Here is an 18,769-nt window from a genome sequence, read left to right on the forward strand (position 1 = left end):
ACTCGCATTAGCCAAGAGTTTCCGGCGACGCAGGAATGCGTCGTAAAATTCAATCGCAGCAAAATTCAATCACTCTCGGATACCGAATTTGATACACAGCCACACAAACCATCAGCCGTAAGATCAACACCTTTCATCGTAATGCCCACGCATTAGATTACGGATTTTTAGGATTATTTCCGTCTAATAGATGAAGTCTTTGCATCGGCTAGCGCATAAATCGTTATACTACCGACAGATGACACTGTTTGGTAGAAGTTCGATAGGATAGCGAATTTATCCGGAATTTATGTCGCGAACATTTCCCTAACAACACAAGAATGACACACACCTTTGCTGGGTTTAAATTTAGACCAATCGAAGGCTACTTTACTTATTACGTTGAACGTCTTTTAACGACGCATGTTCCACAATTTCAATCACGGAAAAACTCTATGAATTTTCAGGCGAAAGCATTTGACCCAACCACACTCAAGACCGACTGTCTAATTCTTGCTCTGTTCGACGAGACTTCATTGTCTGGAGCCGCGAACGCGATCGACGCCGCCTGTGAAAAACTCATTAGCAAATTGATTAAAGACGGTGACTTTAAAGCTGGCCTTGGTAAAACCTTGGTATTGCCATCTGTACCGGGTATTGCTGCATCACGATTATTACTGGTAGGCCTAGGCAAAAAAGCCGACTTTAATAACGACAAATTCCGCAAAGCCATGACCAGCCTTGCCAAGGCAACCGTTGATACACCTGCCAAATCTGTAGCTTTCGCGATTGATGACATCGAACTAAGCACCGCCGATAACGACTGGAAATCTTGCCAATTCGCGCAATCGTTAACCTTAGCAACTTACAAATACGACTTCACCAAATCCGAAAAAGCCAAACCGGTTGTACTAAAAACCGTGGTATTAGGTGCCGACAAAGAAAGTGTTGCGGCCATTAAATCGGGTATGACTCGCGGCCAAGGTATCGCTACCGGTATGAATTACACCCGCGAACTTGGCAACCTTCCGGGCAACATTTGTACGCCAGCCTACTTAGCCAATCAAGCTCGTGAATTGGCGCGCAACCAGCCAAAAATGACCACTAAAATTTTAAAAGAAAAAGAAATGCAAGCTTTGGGCATGGGCTCTTTGTTGTCAGTGTCAGCGGGCAGTGATCAAGAAGCACATTTAATTGTGATGGAGTACAAGGGCGCGGCGAAAACCAAAAAGCCTTACGTGCTTGTGGGTAAAGGCATCACCTTCGACACCGGCGGCATCAGCCTAAAACCCGGTTTGAACATGGACGAAATGAAGTTCGACATGTGTGGCGCGGCCAGCGTATTTGGCACCATGAAAACCTTGCTTGAATTACAACCGAATATCAACGTGGTTGGCGTGGTTGCCGCTTCTGAAAACATGCCAAACGGCAAAGCCACCAAGCCTGGTGACATCGTGACTTCTATGTCTGGCCAAACCATCGAAGTATTGAATACCGACGCCGAAGGCCGCTTGGTATTGTGTGACGCCCTAACCTACGTTGAGCGCTTCAAGCCAGAAACCGTTATCGATATCGCAACCCTAACCGGTGCTTGTATCGTTGCATTGGGTAATCACGCCTGCGGTCTTTACAGCAACAACGATGACTTCGCCGCTGAGTTGCATCAATTAAGCATGAACGTTGGTGATAAAGCGTGGCACATGCCGTTGTTTGATGAATACCAACAACAACTCGACAGCAACTTCGCCGATATCGCCAACATTGGCGGTCCAGCTGGCGGTAGCGTAACCGCAGCGTGCTTCTTATCGCGCTTCACTAAAGGCTACACCTGGGCACACTTGGATATCGCCGGTGTGGCGCATGTGTCCGGTGCCGCAAAAGGTGCAACCGGTCGTCCGGTTCCACTGTTGGCCGAATACCTACTGAGCAAAGCTTAATACTGGATTGAATCGGGCCATTCATTCGATGACGCACGTTGATTTCTACATTTTGCAAAGTAGCGAACCACAGGCGCGCTTACAGTTTGTAACGCGTCTTGCGGAAAAAATCTTTCACGCTCGCCATCAATTGGTGATTGCAACGAAAGATGAACAAGACGCGAAGTCTCTGAGCGAACAACTTTGGACCGATAAACCGGAATCTTTTCTCGCCCATGCTTTGGGCGAGACGAATCCACCGCCGTCGGAGCCCATTATTGTCACGCATCTTGAGCCACATCCACATTGTCACGATGTGTTGATCAATCTAACCAGTGGCGTGTTAGAAAATCACTTCAGTCGTTTTCAGCGTTTGGTAGAAGTGGTTTGTCAGGACGAAACCGTATTGCAAAACACGCGCAAAAGTTTCGCGTTTTATCGGGAACGCGGTTACCCGATAAAATCTCACAAAATTAATGCCTGACTTGGCTGCACAATGATTTTGAGATTGGCGATACTCTCGCGTATCGCCGCTTTCATCCCGTTAAAATCGTGTCGTCACAAAATAGAGCGTTGTTTACACCCATAAAATCCAACTAAGCCATTCAATCGCGCTGGTTGGAATACCTCATCTAAAATTAATCGCAGTAATCCGGTTTTGGCGTACATTGAGTGATGCAACCGCCTAGGCGCATAATTCACCACTTGTTATACTCGGCGCTTTTTTCACATTCATCATAGGATTCACGCACAGAGTTAAGGTAAAGCCGCAACTTTCGCCGTGAACACGATTATTTCCGAATTTAAAAACTATGTCTGACAAACCTTCAGAGCCAACCACTGGCCTTGCCAAAACTTACCAGCCGGCAGAAATTGAAACCGCGCTGTATGAAAACTGGGAAAAATCCGGTTACTTCGCTCCACAAGGCGACGGTGAAGCCTATAGCATCATGATTCCGCCGCCAAACGTCACCGGCTACTTACACATGGGTCACGGATTTCAAGAATCCATTATGGATGCCTTGATTCGTCATCAACGTATGCTCGGTAAAAAAGTGCTTTGGCAAGTCGGTACCGACCATGCTGGCATCGCCACACAAATGGTGGTTGAACGCCTATTGGCCGCTGAAGGTAAAAGTCGCCACGATCTAGGCCGTGAAAAATTTGTCGAAAAAGTCTGGGAATGGAAAGAACATTCCGGCGGCCAAATCACACGTCAATTACGTCGCCTAGGCGCTTCGCCGGATTGGAGCCGTGAACGCTTCACCATGGACGACGGTTTTTACAAAGCCGTTCAAGAAGTGTTTATCAAACTCTACGAAGACGGTTTGATTTATCGCGGCAAACGTTTGGTGAATTGGGACCCCAAACTCAAAACCGCAGTTTCTGATCTTGAAGTATTAAGCGAAGAAGAAAACGGTTACCTGTGGCATTTACGCTACCCAGTTACTGACGAGAACGGCATCGTTTTACAACACCTAACCGTCGCGACGACTCGTCCAGAAACCATGCTCGGCGATACTGCGGTTGCGGTTAATCCTAACGATGAGCGCTATCAAAATCTTATTGGCAAAACCATTACCTTGCCATTGGTTGGTCGTGAAATTCCAATTATCGCCGACGATTATGTGGATCAAGACTTCGGAACTGGCTGCGTAAAAATCACGCCTGCCCACGATTTTAACGACTACGAAATGGGTTTACGCCACAACCTACCCATGATCAACATTCTCGACGACGACGCGAATATTAACGATCAAGCGCCGGAAAAATATCGTGGTTTGGATCGTTTTGAAGCGCGTAAGCAAGTCGTTGCCGACTTTGAAGCCGCAGGCCTCCTTGAAAAGATTGAAGATCACAAATTAAAAGTACCGCGCGGCGATCGCTCGGGTGTTGTGATCGAGCCTTACTTAACCAATCAGTGGTACGTAAAAACTCAACCTTTGGCCGACGAAGCCATTAAAGCCGTTGAGCAAGGTGACATTGAGTTTGTGCCTAAGCAGTACGAAAACATGTACTTCTCGTGGATGCGCGACATTCAAGACTGGTGTATTTCTCGCCAATTGTGGTGGGGCCACAGAATTCCCGCTTGGTACGATGCTGAAGGCAATATTTACGTGGGTCGCAGCGAAGACGAAATTCGTGCACGTGAAAACCTCGATGCCAGTGTTGTCTTAACCCAAGACGAAGACGTGCTCGACACTTGGTTCTCGTCTGGCTTGTGGACCTTTGGCACTCTCGGCTGGCCAGAAGAAACCGAATTTTTGAAAACCTTTCACCCGTCTTCGGTATTGGTGACCGGTTTCGACATTATCTTCTTCTGGGTTGCGCGCATGATTATGCTGACCCTGCACTTCCGTAAAGAAGTGCCCTTTAAAACCGTGTACGTACACGGCTTGGTGCGCGACAGCCAAGGCCAAAAGATGTCGAAATCCAAAGGTAACGTGCTCGACCCTATCGATCTTATCGACGGCGTAGGTCTTGACGCACTGTTGGAAAAACGCACCGCTGGCATGATGCAGCCGCAGCTAAAAGACAAAATTACCAAGCAGACCAATAAAGAATTCCCAGAAGGTATTGCCAGCTACGGTACCGATGCGCTGCGCTTCACCTATTATTCGCTGGCATCAACCGGCCGCGACATTAATTTCGATGTGGGTCGTATCGAAGGCTTTAGAAACTTCTGTAACAAAATTTGGAACGCTTCAAACTTTGTTTTAATGAACTGTGCAGATCAAGACTGCGGTCAAGACGGCTCCAGCGATTACGAATTATCACTGGCCGATCGCTGGATTATCTCGCTGCTGCAAAAAACCGAAGCGGCCGTTAGCGAAGGCATTAAAACCTACCGTTTCGACCTTGCGACCCAAGCGTTGTACAGCTTTATCTGGCAAGAGTACTGCAGTTGGTATCTAGAGCTTTGTAAACCAGCACTTAACAGTGATGACTACAGCGACGCGCAAAAGCGCGGCACACGTCGCACATTGGTTCGTGTGCTTGAAACCGTACTGCGCTTGGCACACCCGTTTATGCCGTTTATTACCGAAGAAATTTGGCAAAAAGTAAAAGGTTTAGCCGGCGTAAGCGGCGATACCATCATGTACGCGCCCTATCCAATTGCGAACGAATCCAAAGTTGACCAAGACGCGATTGAAAATATCGAATGGTTAAAAACCGTGATCACCACCATTCGTAATATTCGCGGCGAAATGAATATTTCTCCGGCGAAAAATTTACCGGTGTATTTCCACAGCGCCAAAGCCGAAGATAAAACCCGCTTAGAAAGAAACAAAACCTTCTTAACTAAGCTGGCGAATCTCGAATCGGTAACCTGGCTCGATGACTCAGAACAAGCGCCGCTCTCTGCCACGGGCTTAGCTGCCGACATGGATATCTTTGTGCCTATGGCTGGACTGATCGATTTAGACGCCGAGCTTGCGCGCTTGGGTAAAGAAATCGAGAAGCTCGAAAAAGAAGTCAGCCGTATCAGCGGCAAGCTAAGCAATGAGAAGTTTGTTGCCAATGCACCTGAAGACGTTGTTGCCAAAGAAAAAGCCAAGCTCGCCGACTACGAAGCGTCGGTGAAAAAGCTGGTTGAACAACGCGAAAAGATAAAAAGCATCTAAACTCTTAAAACCCCGCTCTGCGGGGTTTTTTATGAACGATCAATTCTGAAAATTAATTTATATAATCAAGCGATATACATTTTTAGTCACGATTGCGGTACTATTGCCGCGACAAATTGTTTTGAGCAATGTGATGCGTTATGAGTAAAGATACTAAAAAGCACAAAATTAAAAAGAAAAACAGCCAGCTGATTATTCGCATCAACGATGAAGAGCGCGAGCAGTTCATTAACCTTTGTGAACATTTAGATACCAGCGCCGCACGAGAAATACGTCATTTCATTCGCGACTTTTTGGCTAAGCACAACAGTGAAAATGAAGTCTCTAAAGAAGAAGAAAACACCCCTGAAACTGAGTAATTAATTAGCTCGAAGGGTTTTAAGACAGAATGTTTTAAATCAAAAAGCTTTAAGACAAAACGCAAAAAGAGCCAACCGGCTCTTTTTGTTTAGGTAGGTTCGGCGTTGCCGCCTGTAATTATCGGGAAGCGATTTGATCTTTTTCCAATTCAAAAGAATACTTACGAATCAAACCTTTCACCTCAATACTTTCGCCAGAATCATTCAGGGCCGCAAACCGCGACTCTTTCAAAGCTTTTACGGCTGCTTGTGTAAACACTCGTTTTGGTGTGGCTTTTACCACGCGAACATTCACCGCTTGACCATGGTGATTTAAGTCGTAACTTAGGGTCACCTCACCTTCAACACCCGAGCGAACCGCTAAGGCTGGATAACTGGGTTGTACCAACGATACTACTTCAACGTCGTCGTGATTAAATACTAAATCGCTTTCGGCCATTGTTTTAGCGCTAAAACCAAAAACAAACAATAGAACGAGAGCAGCGTTAAACCCGTTTGTAATTCTTTTCATTGAGTTACTCCTCGCTGTTTTAGTCACACAGTGACTCTACCTTTTTCACGTATATTTTTAGTATATACACAATATAATCATCGTCAATCTTCTTGAATTAAAATATATCGCTATATGAAATCATAACGAAGTAACAATTAGATACCTCAGCATCTAAAACCATTAAGAAGAGTGAAACAGCGAAGACAACAAAAGAAGTCGGGCGTGAGTAAAACGCCCACCAATAGAAACGGCTTTAAGCCATGATGCGAGGCGAGAAAATCAAATTACGGTTTTGAGCGTAAAGCTACACGACCTTGATATGCCAGGGTTCAAAGCGCACACCTAAGGTGTTTTCTTGCATGTAGCGAATTTGAATGTAACCCAGATCTGCCATGCGTTTAAATACATCGGAATCGGCAAAGGCATCGGTAAAATTCGCCGCACCCATACCCATCTTACCCACATCGTAATCGCCAATACCGTGAAATGAATGACCCGGAGGCGCCAACGAACGAGAGGCTCGCGACAGGTTGTAATTGACACTTCGCGCCTTGGCTAAAAACAAATGCAGCTGTTTTACGTTGGCGCGAATTCCCGAGGTTAAAACAATGTCTTCACCCACATCACGAACCAACTGGTCGTAATGATGCAACGATTGCTCTTTAAACAAATAATGGCCACTGCCTGGAACCTTGATCACCGAGTCTTTAGAAATAACATCGGTTAACTGGCTACTGACTTTTTCACCAAAGAAACCGTAGTTTCGAGCATCGGTGGTAAAAATCTGTTCGATAAAAGCCAACTCTTGGGCGGTAAATTCACCCACATCCGAAAAGCTTTTGGCAAATTTCAGCGCTTCGTCAAAACCAAGGATATTAAAATTTCCGAAACCAGTGACGTTTTGCAATCGTGCGAGGCGATTTAAGGTCGAATCCAAAAGTACTTGGTCAGATTGACTAAGAAATACGTCATCGGCGTAATTTATCGAGAAGTTTTTAACTTTTTCGACAATAGACTTAGCGACTTCTGTGGCTTTTGGAGTTTCATCGAGAGCCCGACTGTGATCGGACTGATGATTGATTCCATCTTCTATCAGTTCTTCTACCCTGCTGCTCAATAGAGATTGGCTAGCCCGGTGCGAATCGAGATTGGACAATAGCTGTGCCGCTGGTTGGGTGCCATGCTGCTTGGTTAAATTAGGCTCTCCCGCAAACGGCACCTGTACAGCTTTTGAAGGATCAGATGCGCTAACACGATTAAGCGACCTAAACGGAACCGGAGTCTCTGGATCATCGAAAACCCAGTTTAAGTGCTCACTGTAACTCGCTTCTGACAGACCTTTGTTAACAACATCAAAACCTTGCACCGCTAGATCAGAGGCTTGAGTTTTATCGGTGCTCAAACGCTCAACCCAGCGAAATTGACTCGCCGCTGCAACTGCCGCTGCTGCAAACAAAAAATTCCGTCGATTCACCAAGTACCTCCGAGCATTTCACGATCACCGCGTAAATAGATAGTGTTGTAAAACTCTGCCGTCATTGACCCTACAAAGACGACCCATTAGATAGAGTAGCGCGTTTTAATGATTTTTTTGAACAGCAACAATAACGCCTATTCATAAGAACTTGCTAATAACAAGCGCACAAGCTCGACAAACAATTTCGAAGATCTTTTCGTCAGGTTTTATCCTGCCGTGGTGCCGACGGTGTGGCATCTGCTAAGATTAGCAGTTTCCAATCACAAACCCGGTGTTTTTTAAAAGGTTTTACCGACCATGAGCCATGCCCAGCAAATTCTTGCTCAAAATAACGACCTCCCGATAAAAACCGAACAATCCGTTCACAGCGGCAAGGTTCGATCGGTTTACTGGCTCTCGAAACAAGACAGTCAGCGACTCATCAAGCAACACGGATATGCCGTAGCACCAGAAGCGGAGCTCGCTGTTATGGTTATCAGTGATCGACTCTCGGCGTTCGACTGTATTTGGCACGGAGAAAATGGGCTAAATGGTGTACCGGGCAAGGGCGCGGCGCTCAACAGCATCGCCAATCATTGGTTTCGATTGTTCAAGCACAATCAATTAGCGGCAAGTCACATACTTGATGTTCCTCATCCGCTGGTCTGGATTGTACAAAAAGCGCAACCGGTAAAAATTGAAGCCATCGCGCGACGCTACATTACCGGTTCTATGTGGCGGGCCTACGAAAACGGCGAACGTGAGTTTTGCGGACAAAACCTACCGGAAGGGCTTAACAAGAATCAGCGCCTTGATGAGCTGCTAATTACGCCATCAACCAAAGGAATTTTAAAAGGACTCGACGGTGTGCCGGAGGCCGACGATGTCAATATTTCTAGAGCCGACATAGAAAGACACTACCGTGCCTTTGGATTTAATAGCCTATCGGATATCGATTTGTACGAAAAATTGCTCAAACAAGGCTTTGAAGTTATCGCCAAGGCAACCCAGGCCATAGGACAAATTTTTGTGGATACCAAGTTTGAGTTTGGTTACATCACCAATCGCGCCGGTGTTAAAGAGTTGATTTACATGGACGAGGTAGGTACACCGGATTCTTCTCGTCTGTGGGATGCAGAACAATTCAAAAAAGGCACGGTGGTAGAAAATTCAAAAGAATACTTCCGCCAAGCCCTGCTTAATCATTTTCCAGACCCAGACATTTTGCTCAATAAAAACCGCATGTTTGAGCGAGAAGCCTTGGCAAAAAATAACGCCCTACCCGAAGAAATGATGATGCAAGTTTCTCAGACTTACACAAGCATCGCTGAACAAATTACTGGCTCTGCGGTTTATAAACCCGAAAATCCGAAGGCAGAAATTATTGCGACGCTTAACGACCGCTATCAATTAATTCGCTAAATACGAATAAGCCAAACGCAGATAATTTCAAAAAATTAATGCCAAAGCAGGTTATAACGACCTGCTCTTTGGCAAGAGATTCTCCACACTCATTTCTATTTTTTATAACCAGGTTTTGCAGACTAAATTAATTACGAATTAATTAGTCTTAAACCTTATGGTTATGCATCTCTTTCATTTACTTTTAAACGCTTTACTCTAAGAATTTACTAACAAGACAGTCAAATAAGAAATATTTTTTACTTCTTCAAGCACAAAACGACAAGTTCATCTAACCTCAATAAATAACCCTGTTTATTGTGCCTATTATTGCAACGCATCTGAAAACTCGTGAGACACTTTCGTAATCCGCCCATTATTATCGACATAGAAGCTTCCGGCTTTGGTCCAGAAAGCTATCCCATAGAAATTGGTGTGGTACTCTCGGATGGTCTTCGCCAGGCAAAATTAATTCATCCTCACGATTCTTGGACATTTTGGTCATTCGAGGCTGAAAAAATTCACGGTATAAAGCGCGAACAACTTCTAAACCGCGGATTACCGGTTCGCGAAGCAGCGTTAGCGCTTAATCATTTGCTGAGAAACGAACGTACCTTTAGCGACTGCTGGGTAGTTGATAAACCCTGGTTGGATAAATTATTTTTGTTTGCCAAGGTTAAACAGAGTTTTTCACTGAGCCCCATTGAGGCTATTTTGCCGGACGAGCAAATACATTACTGGGACAAGGCCAAAGAGATGGTTCAGAAAAAGCTGAATGTGAAACGCCATCGCGCCAGCACCGATGCCATGGTGATACAACAAACTTATTTAAAATCGAAAGAGCTGGCAAGAATAAACGGCGCAAACTCGGTCGCATAAATAGGTTTGTTGATAATTTTTTTGAATTTAAAGAGAGGAAACTCTGATTAATTCTGCCTCGACTTAATCAGAGTTTCTAGAGTATTTTTTCTTCTCTCAAATACCGAAAACCCATACGCGTTTTTCGCATCGGGTTTAGAAGCAACTAGCAATTCACTTTGCCAATCGCCAAAGTCGAACTCGGGAATAAAAGCGTCACCATTAATTTCGGTGTCAACAATGGTTTCGAATACTCTTGTTGCCATTGGGAATGCTTCTGTAAAAAAATGCACACCGCCGATAACAAACACCTCGTCTTTTTGTTTAAAAGCGAGTTTTAAAGCTTCATCCAAAGTAGAGACCAACTCAATTCCAGATACGGCTTGATAATTTTCATCCCGAGTAATCACTATGTTTAAACGCCCAGGCAATACCGATTTGTGATCTTCATAGGTTTTGCGACCCATAATCACAGGACAACCCATGGTGTGTTTTTTAAACCAAACAAATTCTTTCGGTAAATGCCAGGGCATTTTTCCATCTTTACCAATGCAAAAATTTTTTGCACGGGCATAAATTAAATTAACTCGAGACATAACAAATTACATTAACTCAATAATTCTTTTAAACGTGCTGCGTGTGCTTTTAAATTTGGATATTGATCGGTGTAAATGGTACAAGCCGACAAATCACTGAATTCGCACATCACAAACAAATCAATATCTGCTTGCGACAGTTTATCGTTGACTAAGAATTCTTTACCATTTAATGCGCTATCCATGGTTTCGGAGAAGGTTTCTAATAACGCCTTGCCACGAGTTACTAATTCGGGAATTTGCGCAATCGACTTCAAACCTGGCAATGCTCGCCCTTCGAAAGCCGGATGACCATTTCGCAGCACTTCGGCAATTGGAATAAAACCTTGCATATAAATGGTATTAATCCAACTTAAGATTTTGGTTTTTTCGATAACATCGCTGCCAAATAAAGGCTTCTCTGGATACAAATCTTCAATCAGTTGCAACATTGCCAGTGTTTCAGTGAAATAAGATCCATCATCCATCACCACCACAGGAATGGTACCGCTGGGATTTACCGCTAAAAACTCCGGGGAAAGTTGTTGCGCTTTCATTAAATCGATGTGCTCGACCGGAATATCCAACCCTTTGTATTGAATCATGAACTGAACACGACGTGGGTTCGGTGCGATTGGACTTCCGTATATTTTTGTAATTTTCATAATCAACCCTTTATTGAACCATGAGTGTGGATATTAGTGTTAAATACCAGCGGCACAGATATTATCAGCCGCTGCGCTTCACATATTGAGTGAGTAGAACAATGCGTGTGCCATTAACTCGACCTTCAATGTGCTCTGGATTGTTCGTCAACGAAATATTGCGCACAGCAGTACCTCGTTTAGCGACGAAACTAGTACCTTTAACGTCTAAGTCTTTGATGATCACAACCGTATCGCCCGCTTTTAACTCGGCGCCATTGCTATCCAGTGTTGGCGGCTGGTCGGCATCGACACTGCCTGTAGATTGCGCCCATTGACGAGTATCGTCTTCCATAAACATCGATTCTAAGGCTTCTTGCGCCCAACCTTCCGCGGAGAGCTGATCCAACAGTCGCCACACCAACACCTGTACCGGCGCGTGCGGGCTCCACATGCTGGTTTGCAAGCAACGCCAGTGATTCATGTCTGCGCTTGGATCATCTTTGCCCAGTAACTCAGAGCAGGTCTCACAGACTGCAACACCGCACTCCTCTACATCTCTGTCACCAGAGTTAGGGATAGCGTATACGCCCAAAGATTGTTCAGCGCCACACAATTCACAGTGGCCGTCAGCTCGTGAGATTACAGAAGTCATAATATTCCTGAATAGTCGTTCTTGTTAATGAATTTGGGAGGCCAGATATAACAGCCATGATTTTGATGTGGATTATGCCGTGATCATTGAACAATGTTAAATTTTAGCGCTATTAATGACTCTTTTAGTCTTAGTGTGCTTATTAGCCCGAGCGTGTATTAACCGGCAGGTTTTAGAGTATAGGAAACTCCGGTTAATACAGAGTTTCTTGAGGCACAGGAATGTATCGCCAATTCAAGAACGGTAAGTGCTTGAAATTGTGAAGAAATTGGAAATCGTATTGTCAAGTTCTGTCTTCTGATTAAGCCATCGATGAGTTAGTCAGAGGTTCCTAAATAGTGCGATGAAATCTGTGATTTATTAAGTAGTTCTGACGATGATAAATCCGTTCAAAGTCGTTACTATTAACGCACTGTAAAGGTGTTGGCACTCAAACCCAGTGCAATCGCCAAACTAAGGCCCGACCCTCAACGACAAGAAGGTAAAAGTTATGTTTTTTTCGGCACACGTCAGTTCAAACATGCATCCTTCAACAACATTCTTTGATTTTGCAGCGCAAATGCAAAATTTAGCCGTAGCACAAACCAAACAAATGATGAGAGCTCAGTTTGCTGTGGCAGACTTTATGACATTAGGGTTATTGACTCAGGCACGCGACGAGCTCGAAAACGCCCTAGTTGAAGGCGTAGAAATTGGTGAAGAATTTCTCATTAAATTTCACCAGCTGCAAACCCAAGCATTGTCGGAACAAGAGCGTCATTTTGAGGCGCAAAACGCGCTGGCAGATGCGGAATTTAAAATAAAAAACACCTTACAATCGCTCGCACAAAATCTGTTCACACTGCCCTTCTCGCAAACGCTGGAAAAGCCATCCAAAAAACGCTTTCCAGTTACCTTGGAAGGTGAAGTAGTAAGAGATCTCGACGCAACCCAAAATTGAACCCAGAAGACTTTATTCGGATGCTGACTCAGTCACATCAATAAAAATGACAGCAAACACATTATTTTTATAAGGAAACTCCGATTAACCTTTAGTTTCCAGCCGCAAGGATGCGCCACCAATTTCAACAACCATGAACCTCTGAAATTGGGAAGAAATCGGAAACCGATTTTCGACTTCTGCATACTGATGAAGTCATGGATGTGTTAATCAACCGTTTCCATATTGAGTATTCAGATTTAACCACTGCTTCCGTTGTATGTGAGCGGCATTAACATCATTCAACCTTTCGGGCCAACCGTTTGTAGGAGATTTTTTATGAGTAAGGACCTAAATTTATCAGACATAAACTACGAGGATTTATTCGATCGTAGTTATCAACGCTTACTCGGAAATGGATGCTACAACGTAAATCTGATCGACGCGTTTTACCGACTTTTTATGTCGAAATCCTGTGTTATTGCCGAGTTGTTTGCCGAAACCAATATGAGCGCACAAAAAACCATGTTGCACGACTCCCTTGATTCAATGGTGGAATTTTCGCGCACAAAAACCATTACCCCGTACCTGCAAAAACTCGCCGACATTCATGGTAAAGGTGGCAAGCAAGTTCCTTTATATCTATTTGATGTTTGGCTCGACAGCCTAATGGAAACCTTTTACCAGCAAGACCCACAGTTTACAAAATCCGAAGAGTTGTCGTGGCGACTGGTTTTATCGCCAGGAATTGTTTTTATTAAATTTATCTGCGCGAAGAAATAGCCTTTAAAAGCCGCTGTGAAGGCGGCTTTTTTCAATGTTTAATGTCAAACATTGACGTCTGACGGAAAATAAAACAGCAAAATAGACTAAAAACACCCTTGATTAACTCATCCAAGAATTAATCAAAGCCTCCTAAAACAAACCAATTTGCCGATCGGTAATCCCTGAGAAACTTTTCCCTAAAAATTGCAAAAGACTGTCGGCGACGGGTAGAAGTTGTTTTTCTACGTAATGATCGTAATCGATGGTAATTTTTTGCAGCTGCGTATCGGTTTCTGAATTGTAATTATGTAAAGGCTCGGGACCATTGACGCTAATGACATAATCAACCCAATCGCCCTTTTTTAATACTTCGCCGCGACTGGCAAGTTTTCTGGCCGCCTGCACATGCGGCGGACTCGATTTATCGTAGTCTTCAAGTTTGCGCCTAAGGCGTTTTCGATAAATCAGTTCGGAATCTTTGTTGCCGTCGTAAACATCTTTTACCAACGCTTTAATAAACGCTTCAAAAGGCTCTTCGTTAAAGATTTTTGTGTAAAGTGTTTCTTGAAAATGTCTCGCTAAAGGCGTCCAATCACTGCGTACCGATTCTAAGCCGCGAAACAACACCTCAGTGGTATCGCCTTTTTTTACAACGCCTGCATAACGTTTTTTACTACCAACATCGGCACCGCGAACGCTTGGCATAAAGAACTTGGTGAAGTGAGTTTCGAATTGAATTTCTAAATAAGACTCTAAATTAAAGTCTGATTTTATTTTCTCGGACCACAATTGATTTAATTTTTTTGCCAAACCTTTACCAATTGTGCCGATGTCGGCTTCATCCTGTTGAGGTCCCAATAAAACAAACACCGAATCGGTGTCGCCATAGATAACGCGTAACCCTTGTTGTTCTATCCACGCTTGCGTGGTGGTAATAATTTCGTGGCCGCGCAATGTAATTGAGCTGGAAATTCTAGGATCGTAAAACCGACAACCCGGCGAACCTAAAACACCGTAGAGAGAATTCATAATAATTTTTATGGCAAACGATAACACGCTGTCACCGTTCTTTTTGGCGATATCACGTTCTTGCCACAACCGCGCGACTATGTCGGGCAACAACGATTTCTCTCTAGAAAATCGCGCACCATTAAATCCGGGAACAACCGCGTCTTCGCTTAGGTGTTCGTGTTCGGCAACCCAAAACGCGTAGGGATCAATTTTGAAGGTTCGAATAATACTTGGGTACAGACTTTTAAAATCCAATAAAAGTACGTTTTCGTACAATCCTGGCTCAGAATCAAGAACGTAACCACCAGGACTGAGCAAATCCACAGATAATTCAGCCAGGTTCGGTGCAATATAACCTTGACGATGCAATACCGGCAAATAAGCGTATTCAAAGCTGGCCGCAGAACCACCAATTCGGTCGAGCGGCATTCCAGTCATGCGACTTTTTGTAGCCGCAAATTTTATGAGTTGGGTTTTCTCGAAGATATCCCAAACCAACTCACAGTCTTTTAAATTGTATAAAGCGAGTTGTATTTTATCTTGATAAAAGAGTTCGGTAATTTCTTCGCCGCGACCGGCGCCTTTCAATAATTTTCCTTCACCCAATAATTCACGAGCAACAAATTCTAGAGAAAAACTGGCAAAGATGTAAAAAGCCGTGCGTAACAGCTCAATTCCGTCGAGTGCAATACGACCGTTAATCGAAATATAGCGTTTATCGTTATCTTCTGGATCAATTCGCCATGTGGGTCTCGTTCGGTTACGACCTAAACTAAAAGGAATATTTAATTTTTTCGAAATATTCGAAAGCACCCATAAATCGAAGTTGATAAAACTCCAACCAATTAAAATGTCGGGATCGTAACTTTCTACCCAATCTAAAAATGCGATAAAACACGCCTTTTCGTCGGCGCAAAGAATTAATTCAAAATTAAGATCACGCAACTCTTTGGTGTTTACCTCGGCTATATCACCCACCATAAAGACAATGCGCTGGTCACTGGCATATACACCAATGGAATAGAGCGTGTTTGCATCCATGGTTGTTTCAATATCCACAGACGCAACTTTAAAAGCTGGTTCGTAGAGAACGGGTTTTACGGTATTGGTTTTTACCGATCGATAATTGGGCGCTTCAGAAATCGCAACGGTGTTATTGTTTTGTGACGCCTCGGCTTGCCCAAAGCGACATTCTTGCAGACTCTCATTTTGATAAAAAAACTCCACACCGGAGTTAATAAAACGCTCCATTAAAAAGCGTTCGGGCGGGCGAATATCGGCTTCCCAAACCTTAATATGTCGCTGTAGAAGATTTAACGCATCGCGAGAGCGTTTATGGCTTTGAAAATATACCGCTGCGACGGGTTGGTTTTGAAAGCTTGTAAGCGGTAAAGACTTTACTCGCCAGCCACGTTGAATTCCTAATAAAGGTGCAAGACGCGGCACGTCTTCTTCGGCGATAAAAAAAACCGATTCTTGGCCTTCGATTAACAATTGCAAAGGACCGGCATCGGTAACTAGCCAAAGTTCTAAACAGATTCCATCGTCAAGATCATGCCATTGACGCGTAAGAATAAAACCACGATCACTGTGCCAGCTCTGATCCACAAACGATTACTTCAACTATCCTTGCGCAAGCAATTCGCGCAAATCAATTATTCCAGCATTGGCTCTGGAAACGTACGACGCCATAACCAATGAATGATTTGCCCAAAGACCAAAGCCGCTGCCGTTTAAAATAATTGGGCTGTATATAGCTTCTTGGGTGGCTTCTAATTCACGAATAATTTGCTGCAAACTCACGCGCGCATTTTTTCTCTCTAATACATCTGCAAAATCCACTTCAATTGCACGCAACAAATGCAGCAACGCCCAAGTACTGCCACGCGCCTCAAAAAAAACGTTGTCAATTTCTAACCAAGGGGTTTTAACCTCAACCTCTTTTGCAGTCTGCGTCGATTGACGTGCATCTGCATCTCCCGCTAAATCGGTATTGACGCGTCGCTGCCCTACACTTGCACTAAGGCGCTGGGACAAACTACCAAGGCGAGTTTCTACGGTGGTTAACCAATAGCGTAAGTTATCTGCCCGTGCGTAGAATTGTGTATTGGTCTGCTTATTGTCTGACAGGCGCTCAATATAATTATTAAGATATTTAAGCGCATCGCGATATTCAGATTCTGCCGCTGGTAAAATCCAGCTTTTATTATCGACATTAAATCTAGGCTCTGCCTTGGCGAGATCAACATCTTCTGTAGACTGGGATTGCGAGCGACTGAAGGACTCTCGCATCGCTTTCGACATATCCCGAATTTGAATCAATGCACCATATTCCCAGCTGGGTTGGTTATCTAACCAAATTCCCGGTGGCGAAATATCGTTTATTAAAAAACCGCCCGGTTTATCCAGTAGGGTTTCGGTCAGAGCCATCAGCGTAGATGTGGTTACTGCACCGGTAACGAGATCGGAGGAGTTATTTGCCCCAGCAATGGTACTGATGCGTTCGCGGGCTCTGTTTTCAACATCGAATTGCTCTGGAGCGTAACTCCAATAAATTCCCATACCACAAGCAATGGCTAAGTAAATGCCGACAATAACGGCCAACCACGTTATTAATGATTTGCTCTCTGTGCGTTGCTGAAAAAAGCGTTTCATTTTTCCACGCAAGCTGATAAACGGTTTTGTAATAAAATTAACTGCCATAATAATTCGCGTATTTTCGGGAGTTTACGTCACCACCGCATCAACAAGTTCTGACGGCCAAACTCAACTCAGGGTTGCATGGAGTATTTCTGGTAATGGTAAATTGTTGGCAGACGGCGCTTAATTCGATCGCTTAATTAATGGGAGCTTGTAAGATAATTTTAGGCTCTTTTCCTAAGCGAATATCGCCGCGTAATCGATAACCTGGCAACGCTTCTTTCATTTGTGCATAGACCCAACGGCCTTCTGCATCGGTAGGTGTTACAATTAAAACAAACTGGTCGTTCTTCTTAACTTTTTGAGCAAGTTCGGCAAGCTGTTGGGATAATACGTCGGATCTAGTGCGCAGACTTTGTCTTGGCAAATCAATTTCATTATCTTGAGTAACGACAACCTGAACGTTAGGTTCTGGTTCGACCTGCTTCGAAACCCGCTTGGCTTTAGCGAGATAATCTTGGGATTCCCTCACAGATAAAGAGTTTGGCAATATTTGTCGGGCTTTTGCCAAAAACACACTGGCTTGTTCAAAGTGGTAAGCATCGGCAGACTGATTAGCCAGCTGGCAATAGCGATTTACCACTTTTTGTATGCCCGATTTAGCTTCCGAGTTACTTGGATCGACCAACAGCGCCGCTTGGTATTTATCGTACGCATTTTCATAGGCGGGCGTGGTTAGCTGGTCCTTAGACAGTGCAACCTCAGCTTCATACAGAAGTTGATTAGTTAGGTCTAGTTTGGTCAATTTTTTCGATTCCTGAGATATTGCAGGAGCGGTCTCTGCTTCAACCACCACTTTCTGAGCAAGAGCGGTTTTATCATCAGGTTTAGAAGGTGACGCCGACTGCGGCTTACTATTACCACCGCATGCCGAGAGTAAACCAACAATTGCGATGGATAAGGAAGTCACGGTTAATTTTCGTAAATTAAGAATAAACAACATATCGTTTAAAATGATTATTTAAAAATTTAAAACCAAGGCCCACGATCAGGTATTTATTTGTCTTAAAAATTCTGACGCAACCTCATACACCAACCACTTTTACAGCGTTATTTTCCATTCAACATTGATGAACAAAATCACTGTATCGAAAGATTAATTCAACACTTATTACTTAAAGTTACTTTTTTTACGCAATTACGATATCTAGGTTTTAACTGAAATTAAAGAATCGTAAACCTATGCTTTTCTTCTATTCTAAACAGTTTTGCCGATGCTAAGTTCTCTACTCAGCCTCAACCTGCCTACCGAGTTAGCAGAATTTTGATCGCTTATATTTTTCTGAATTGTTCAAAAACATATCAAAACCTGAACATAGAAAGGCGTTTTTACACTAAAAAAAAAGGTTTTTTTAAAACCTTAGACGAATATGTTTTTAGCAGCTTTTTTTCGTTGCGCTAGCCTAAATTAT

At 43.8% G+C, this 18,769-nt stretch carries 16 protein-coding genes; 8 read left to right on the forward strand and 8 right to left on the reverse strand.

Going from position 1 to position 18,769, the window contains the following annotated elements:
- Positions 1-434: 434 nt before the first annotated feature.
- The 4 genes from ACYQ2C_RS10800 to ACYQ2C_RS10815 all read left to right on the forward strand — a co-directional run bounded on the left by ACYQ2C_RS10800 (position 435) and on the right by ACYQ2C_RS10815 (position 5,880).
- Positions 435-1,916, forward strand: coding sequence for a leucyl aminopeptidase (locus ACYQ2C_RS10800; protein ID WP_460102511.1), 1,482 nt, complete (start codon positions 435-437; stop codon positions 1,914-1,916).
- 28 nt (positions 1,917-1,944) lie between these two features.
- Positions 1,945-2,379, forward strand: a complete 435-nt coding sequence (locus tag ACYQ2C_RS10805; protein ID WP_460102509.1) for a DNA polymerase III subunit chi — start codon at positions 1,945-1,947, stop codon at positions 2,377-2,379.
- Positions 2,380-2,707: 328 nt separating this feature from the next.
- Positions 2,708-5,521 carry a valine--tRNA ligase gene (locus ACYQ2C_RS10810; RefSeq protein WP_460049566.1) on the forward strand — a complete coding sequence of 938 codons (2,814 nt, stop codon included), beginning with the start codon at positions 2,708-2,710 and terminating at the stop codon, positions 5,519-5,521.
- A gap of 140 nt (positions 5,522-5,661) precedes the next feature.
- Positions 5,662-5,880: a hypothetical protein gene (locus ACYQ2C_RS10815; protein ID WP_460102507.1), complete on the forward strand. Its 219-nt coding sequence runs from the start codon at positions 5,662-5,664 to the stop codon at positions 5,878-5,880.
- 118 nt (positions 5,881-5,998) lie between these two features.
- Here ACYQ2C_RS10815 and ACYQ2C_RS10820 read toward each other — a convergent pair whose 3' ends face one another.
- Positions 5,999-6,391 carry an energy transducer TonB gene (locus tag ACYQ2C_RS10820; protein ID WP_460049564.1) on the reverse strand — a complete coding sequence of 131 codons (393 nt, stop codon included), beginning with the start codon at positions 6,389-6,391 and terminating at the stop codon, positions 5,999-6,001.
- 286 nt (positions 6,392-6,677) lie between these two features.
- Complete coding sequence (locus ACYQ2C_RS10825) at positions 6,678-7,847, reverse strand: M15 family metallopeptidase (protein WP_460102504.1); 1,170 nt, start codon at positions 7,845-7,847, stop codon at positions 6,678-6,680.
- 300 nt (positions 7,848-8,147) lie between these two features.
- Between ACYQ2C_RS10825 and ACYQ2C_RS10830 the strand changes: the two genes are divergently transcribed.
- Entirely contained in the window at positions 8,148-9,251 is a 1,104-nt protein-coding gene (locus tag ACYQ2C_RS10830; RefSeq protein WP_460049562.1) for a phosphoribosylaminoimidazolesuccinocarboxamide synthase, read from the forward strand.
- Positions 9,252-9,581: 330 nt separating this feature from the next.
- Positions 9,582-10,109, forward strand: a complete 528-nt coding sequence (locus tag ACYQ2C_RS10835; protein WP_460049561.1) for a 3'-5' exonuclease family protein — start codon at positions 9,582-9,584, stop codon at positions 10,107-10,109.
- Between the two features lie 47 nt (positions 10,110-10,156).
- Here the strand turns inward: ACYQ2C_RS10835 and ACYQ2C_RS10840 are convergent, their stop codons facing one another.
- The 3 genes from ACYQ2C_RS10840 to ACYQ2C_RS10850 form a co-directional block, all read right to left on the reverse strand.
- Positions 10,157-10,684 (reverse strand): dihydrofolate reductase, encoded by a 528-nt coding sequence (locus ACYQ2C_RS10840; RefSeq protein WP_460102501.1) that lies wholly within the window; start codon positions 10,682-10,684, stop codon positions 10,157-10,159.
- 11 nt (positions 10,685-10,695) lie between these two features.
- Complete coding sequence (locus ACYQ2C_RS10845; protein ID WP_460102499.1) at positions 10,696-11,328, reverse strand: glutathione S-transferase family protein; 633 nt, start codon at positions 11,326-11,328, stop codon at positions 10,696-10,698.
- Between the two features lie 64 nt (positions 11,329-11,392).
- Positions 11,393-11,962 (reverse strand): PhnA domain-containing protein, encoded by a 570-nt coding sequence (locus ACYQ2C_RS10850; RefSeq protein ID WP_460049558.1) that lies wholly within the window; start codon positions 11,960-11,962, stop codon positions 11,393-11,395.
- A gap of 490 nt (positions 11,963-12,452) precedes the next feature.
- Between ACYQ2C_RS10850 and ACYQ2C_RS10855 the strand changes: the two genes are divergently transcribed.
- Both ACYQ2C_RS10855 and ACYQ2C_RS10860 read left to right on the forward strand, forming a co-directional pair.
- Positions 12,453-12,902, forward strand: a complete 450-nt coding sequence (locus tag ACYQ2C_RS10855) for a hypothetical protein (protein ID WP_460049557.1) — start codon at positions 12,453-12,455, stop codon at positions 12,900-12,902.
- 318 nt (positions 12,903-13,220) lie between these two features.
- On the forward strand, positions 13,221-13,664 hold the full coding sequence (locus ACYQ2C_RS10860) for a globin (protein ID WP_460049556.1): 444 nt from the start codon (positions 13,221-13,223) through the stop codon (positions 13,662-13,664).
- A 132-nt stretch (positions 13,665-13,796) separates the two neighbouring features.
- Here the strand turns inward: ACYQ2C_RS10860 and ACYQ2C_RS10865 are convergent, their stop codons facing one another.
- The 3 genes from ACYQ2C_RS10865 to ACYQ2C_RS10875 form a co-directional block, all read right to left on the reverse strand.
- Entirely contained in the window at positions 13,797-16,265 is a 2,469-nt protein-coding gene (locus tag ACYQ2C_RS10865) for a DNA polymerase II (RefSeq protein WP_460102495.1), read from the reverse strand.
- A 15-nt stretch (positions 16,266-16,280) separates the two neighbouring features.
- Entirely contained in the window at positions 16,281-17,312 is a 1,032-nt protein-coding gene (locus ACYQ2C_RS10870; RefSeq protein ID WP_460102493.1) for a DUF2333 family protein, read from the reverse strand.
- A 181-nt stretch (positions 17,313-17,493) separates the two neighbouring features.
- A complete protein-coding gene (locus ACYQ2C_RS10875; RefSeq protein WP_460102491.1) occupies positions 17,494-18,267 on the reverse strand; it encodes a hypothetical protein in 774 nt (257 codons plus the stop codon).
- Positions 18,268-18,769: the final 502 nt, after the last annotated feature.

The sequence above is a fragment of the Sessilibacter sp. MAH3 genome, from assembly GCF_054658275.1.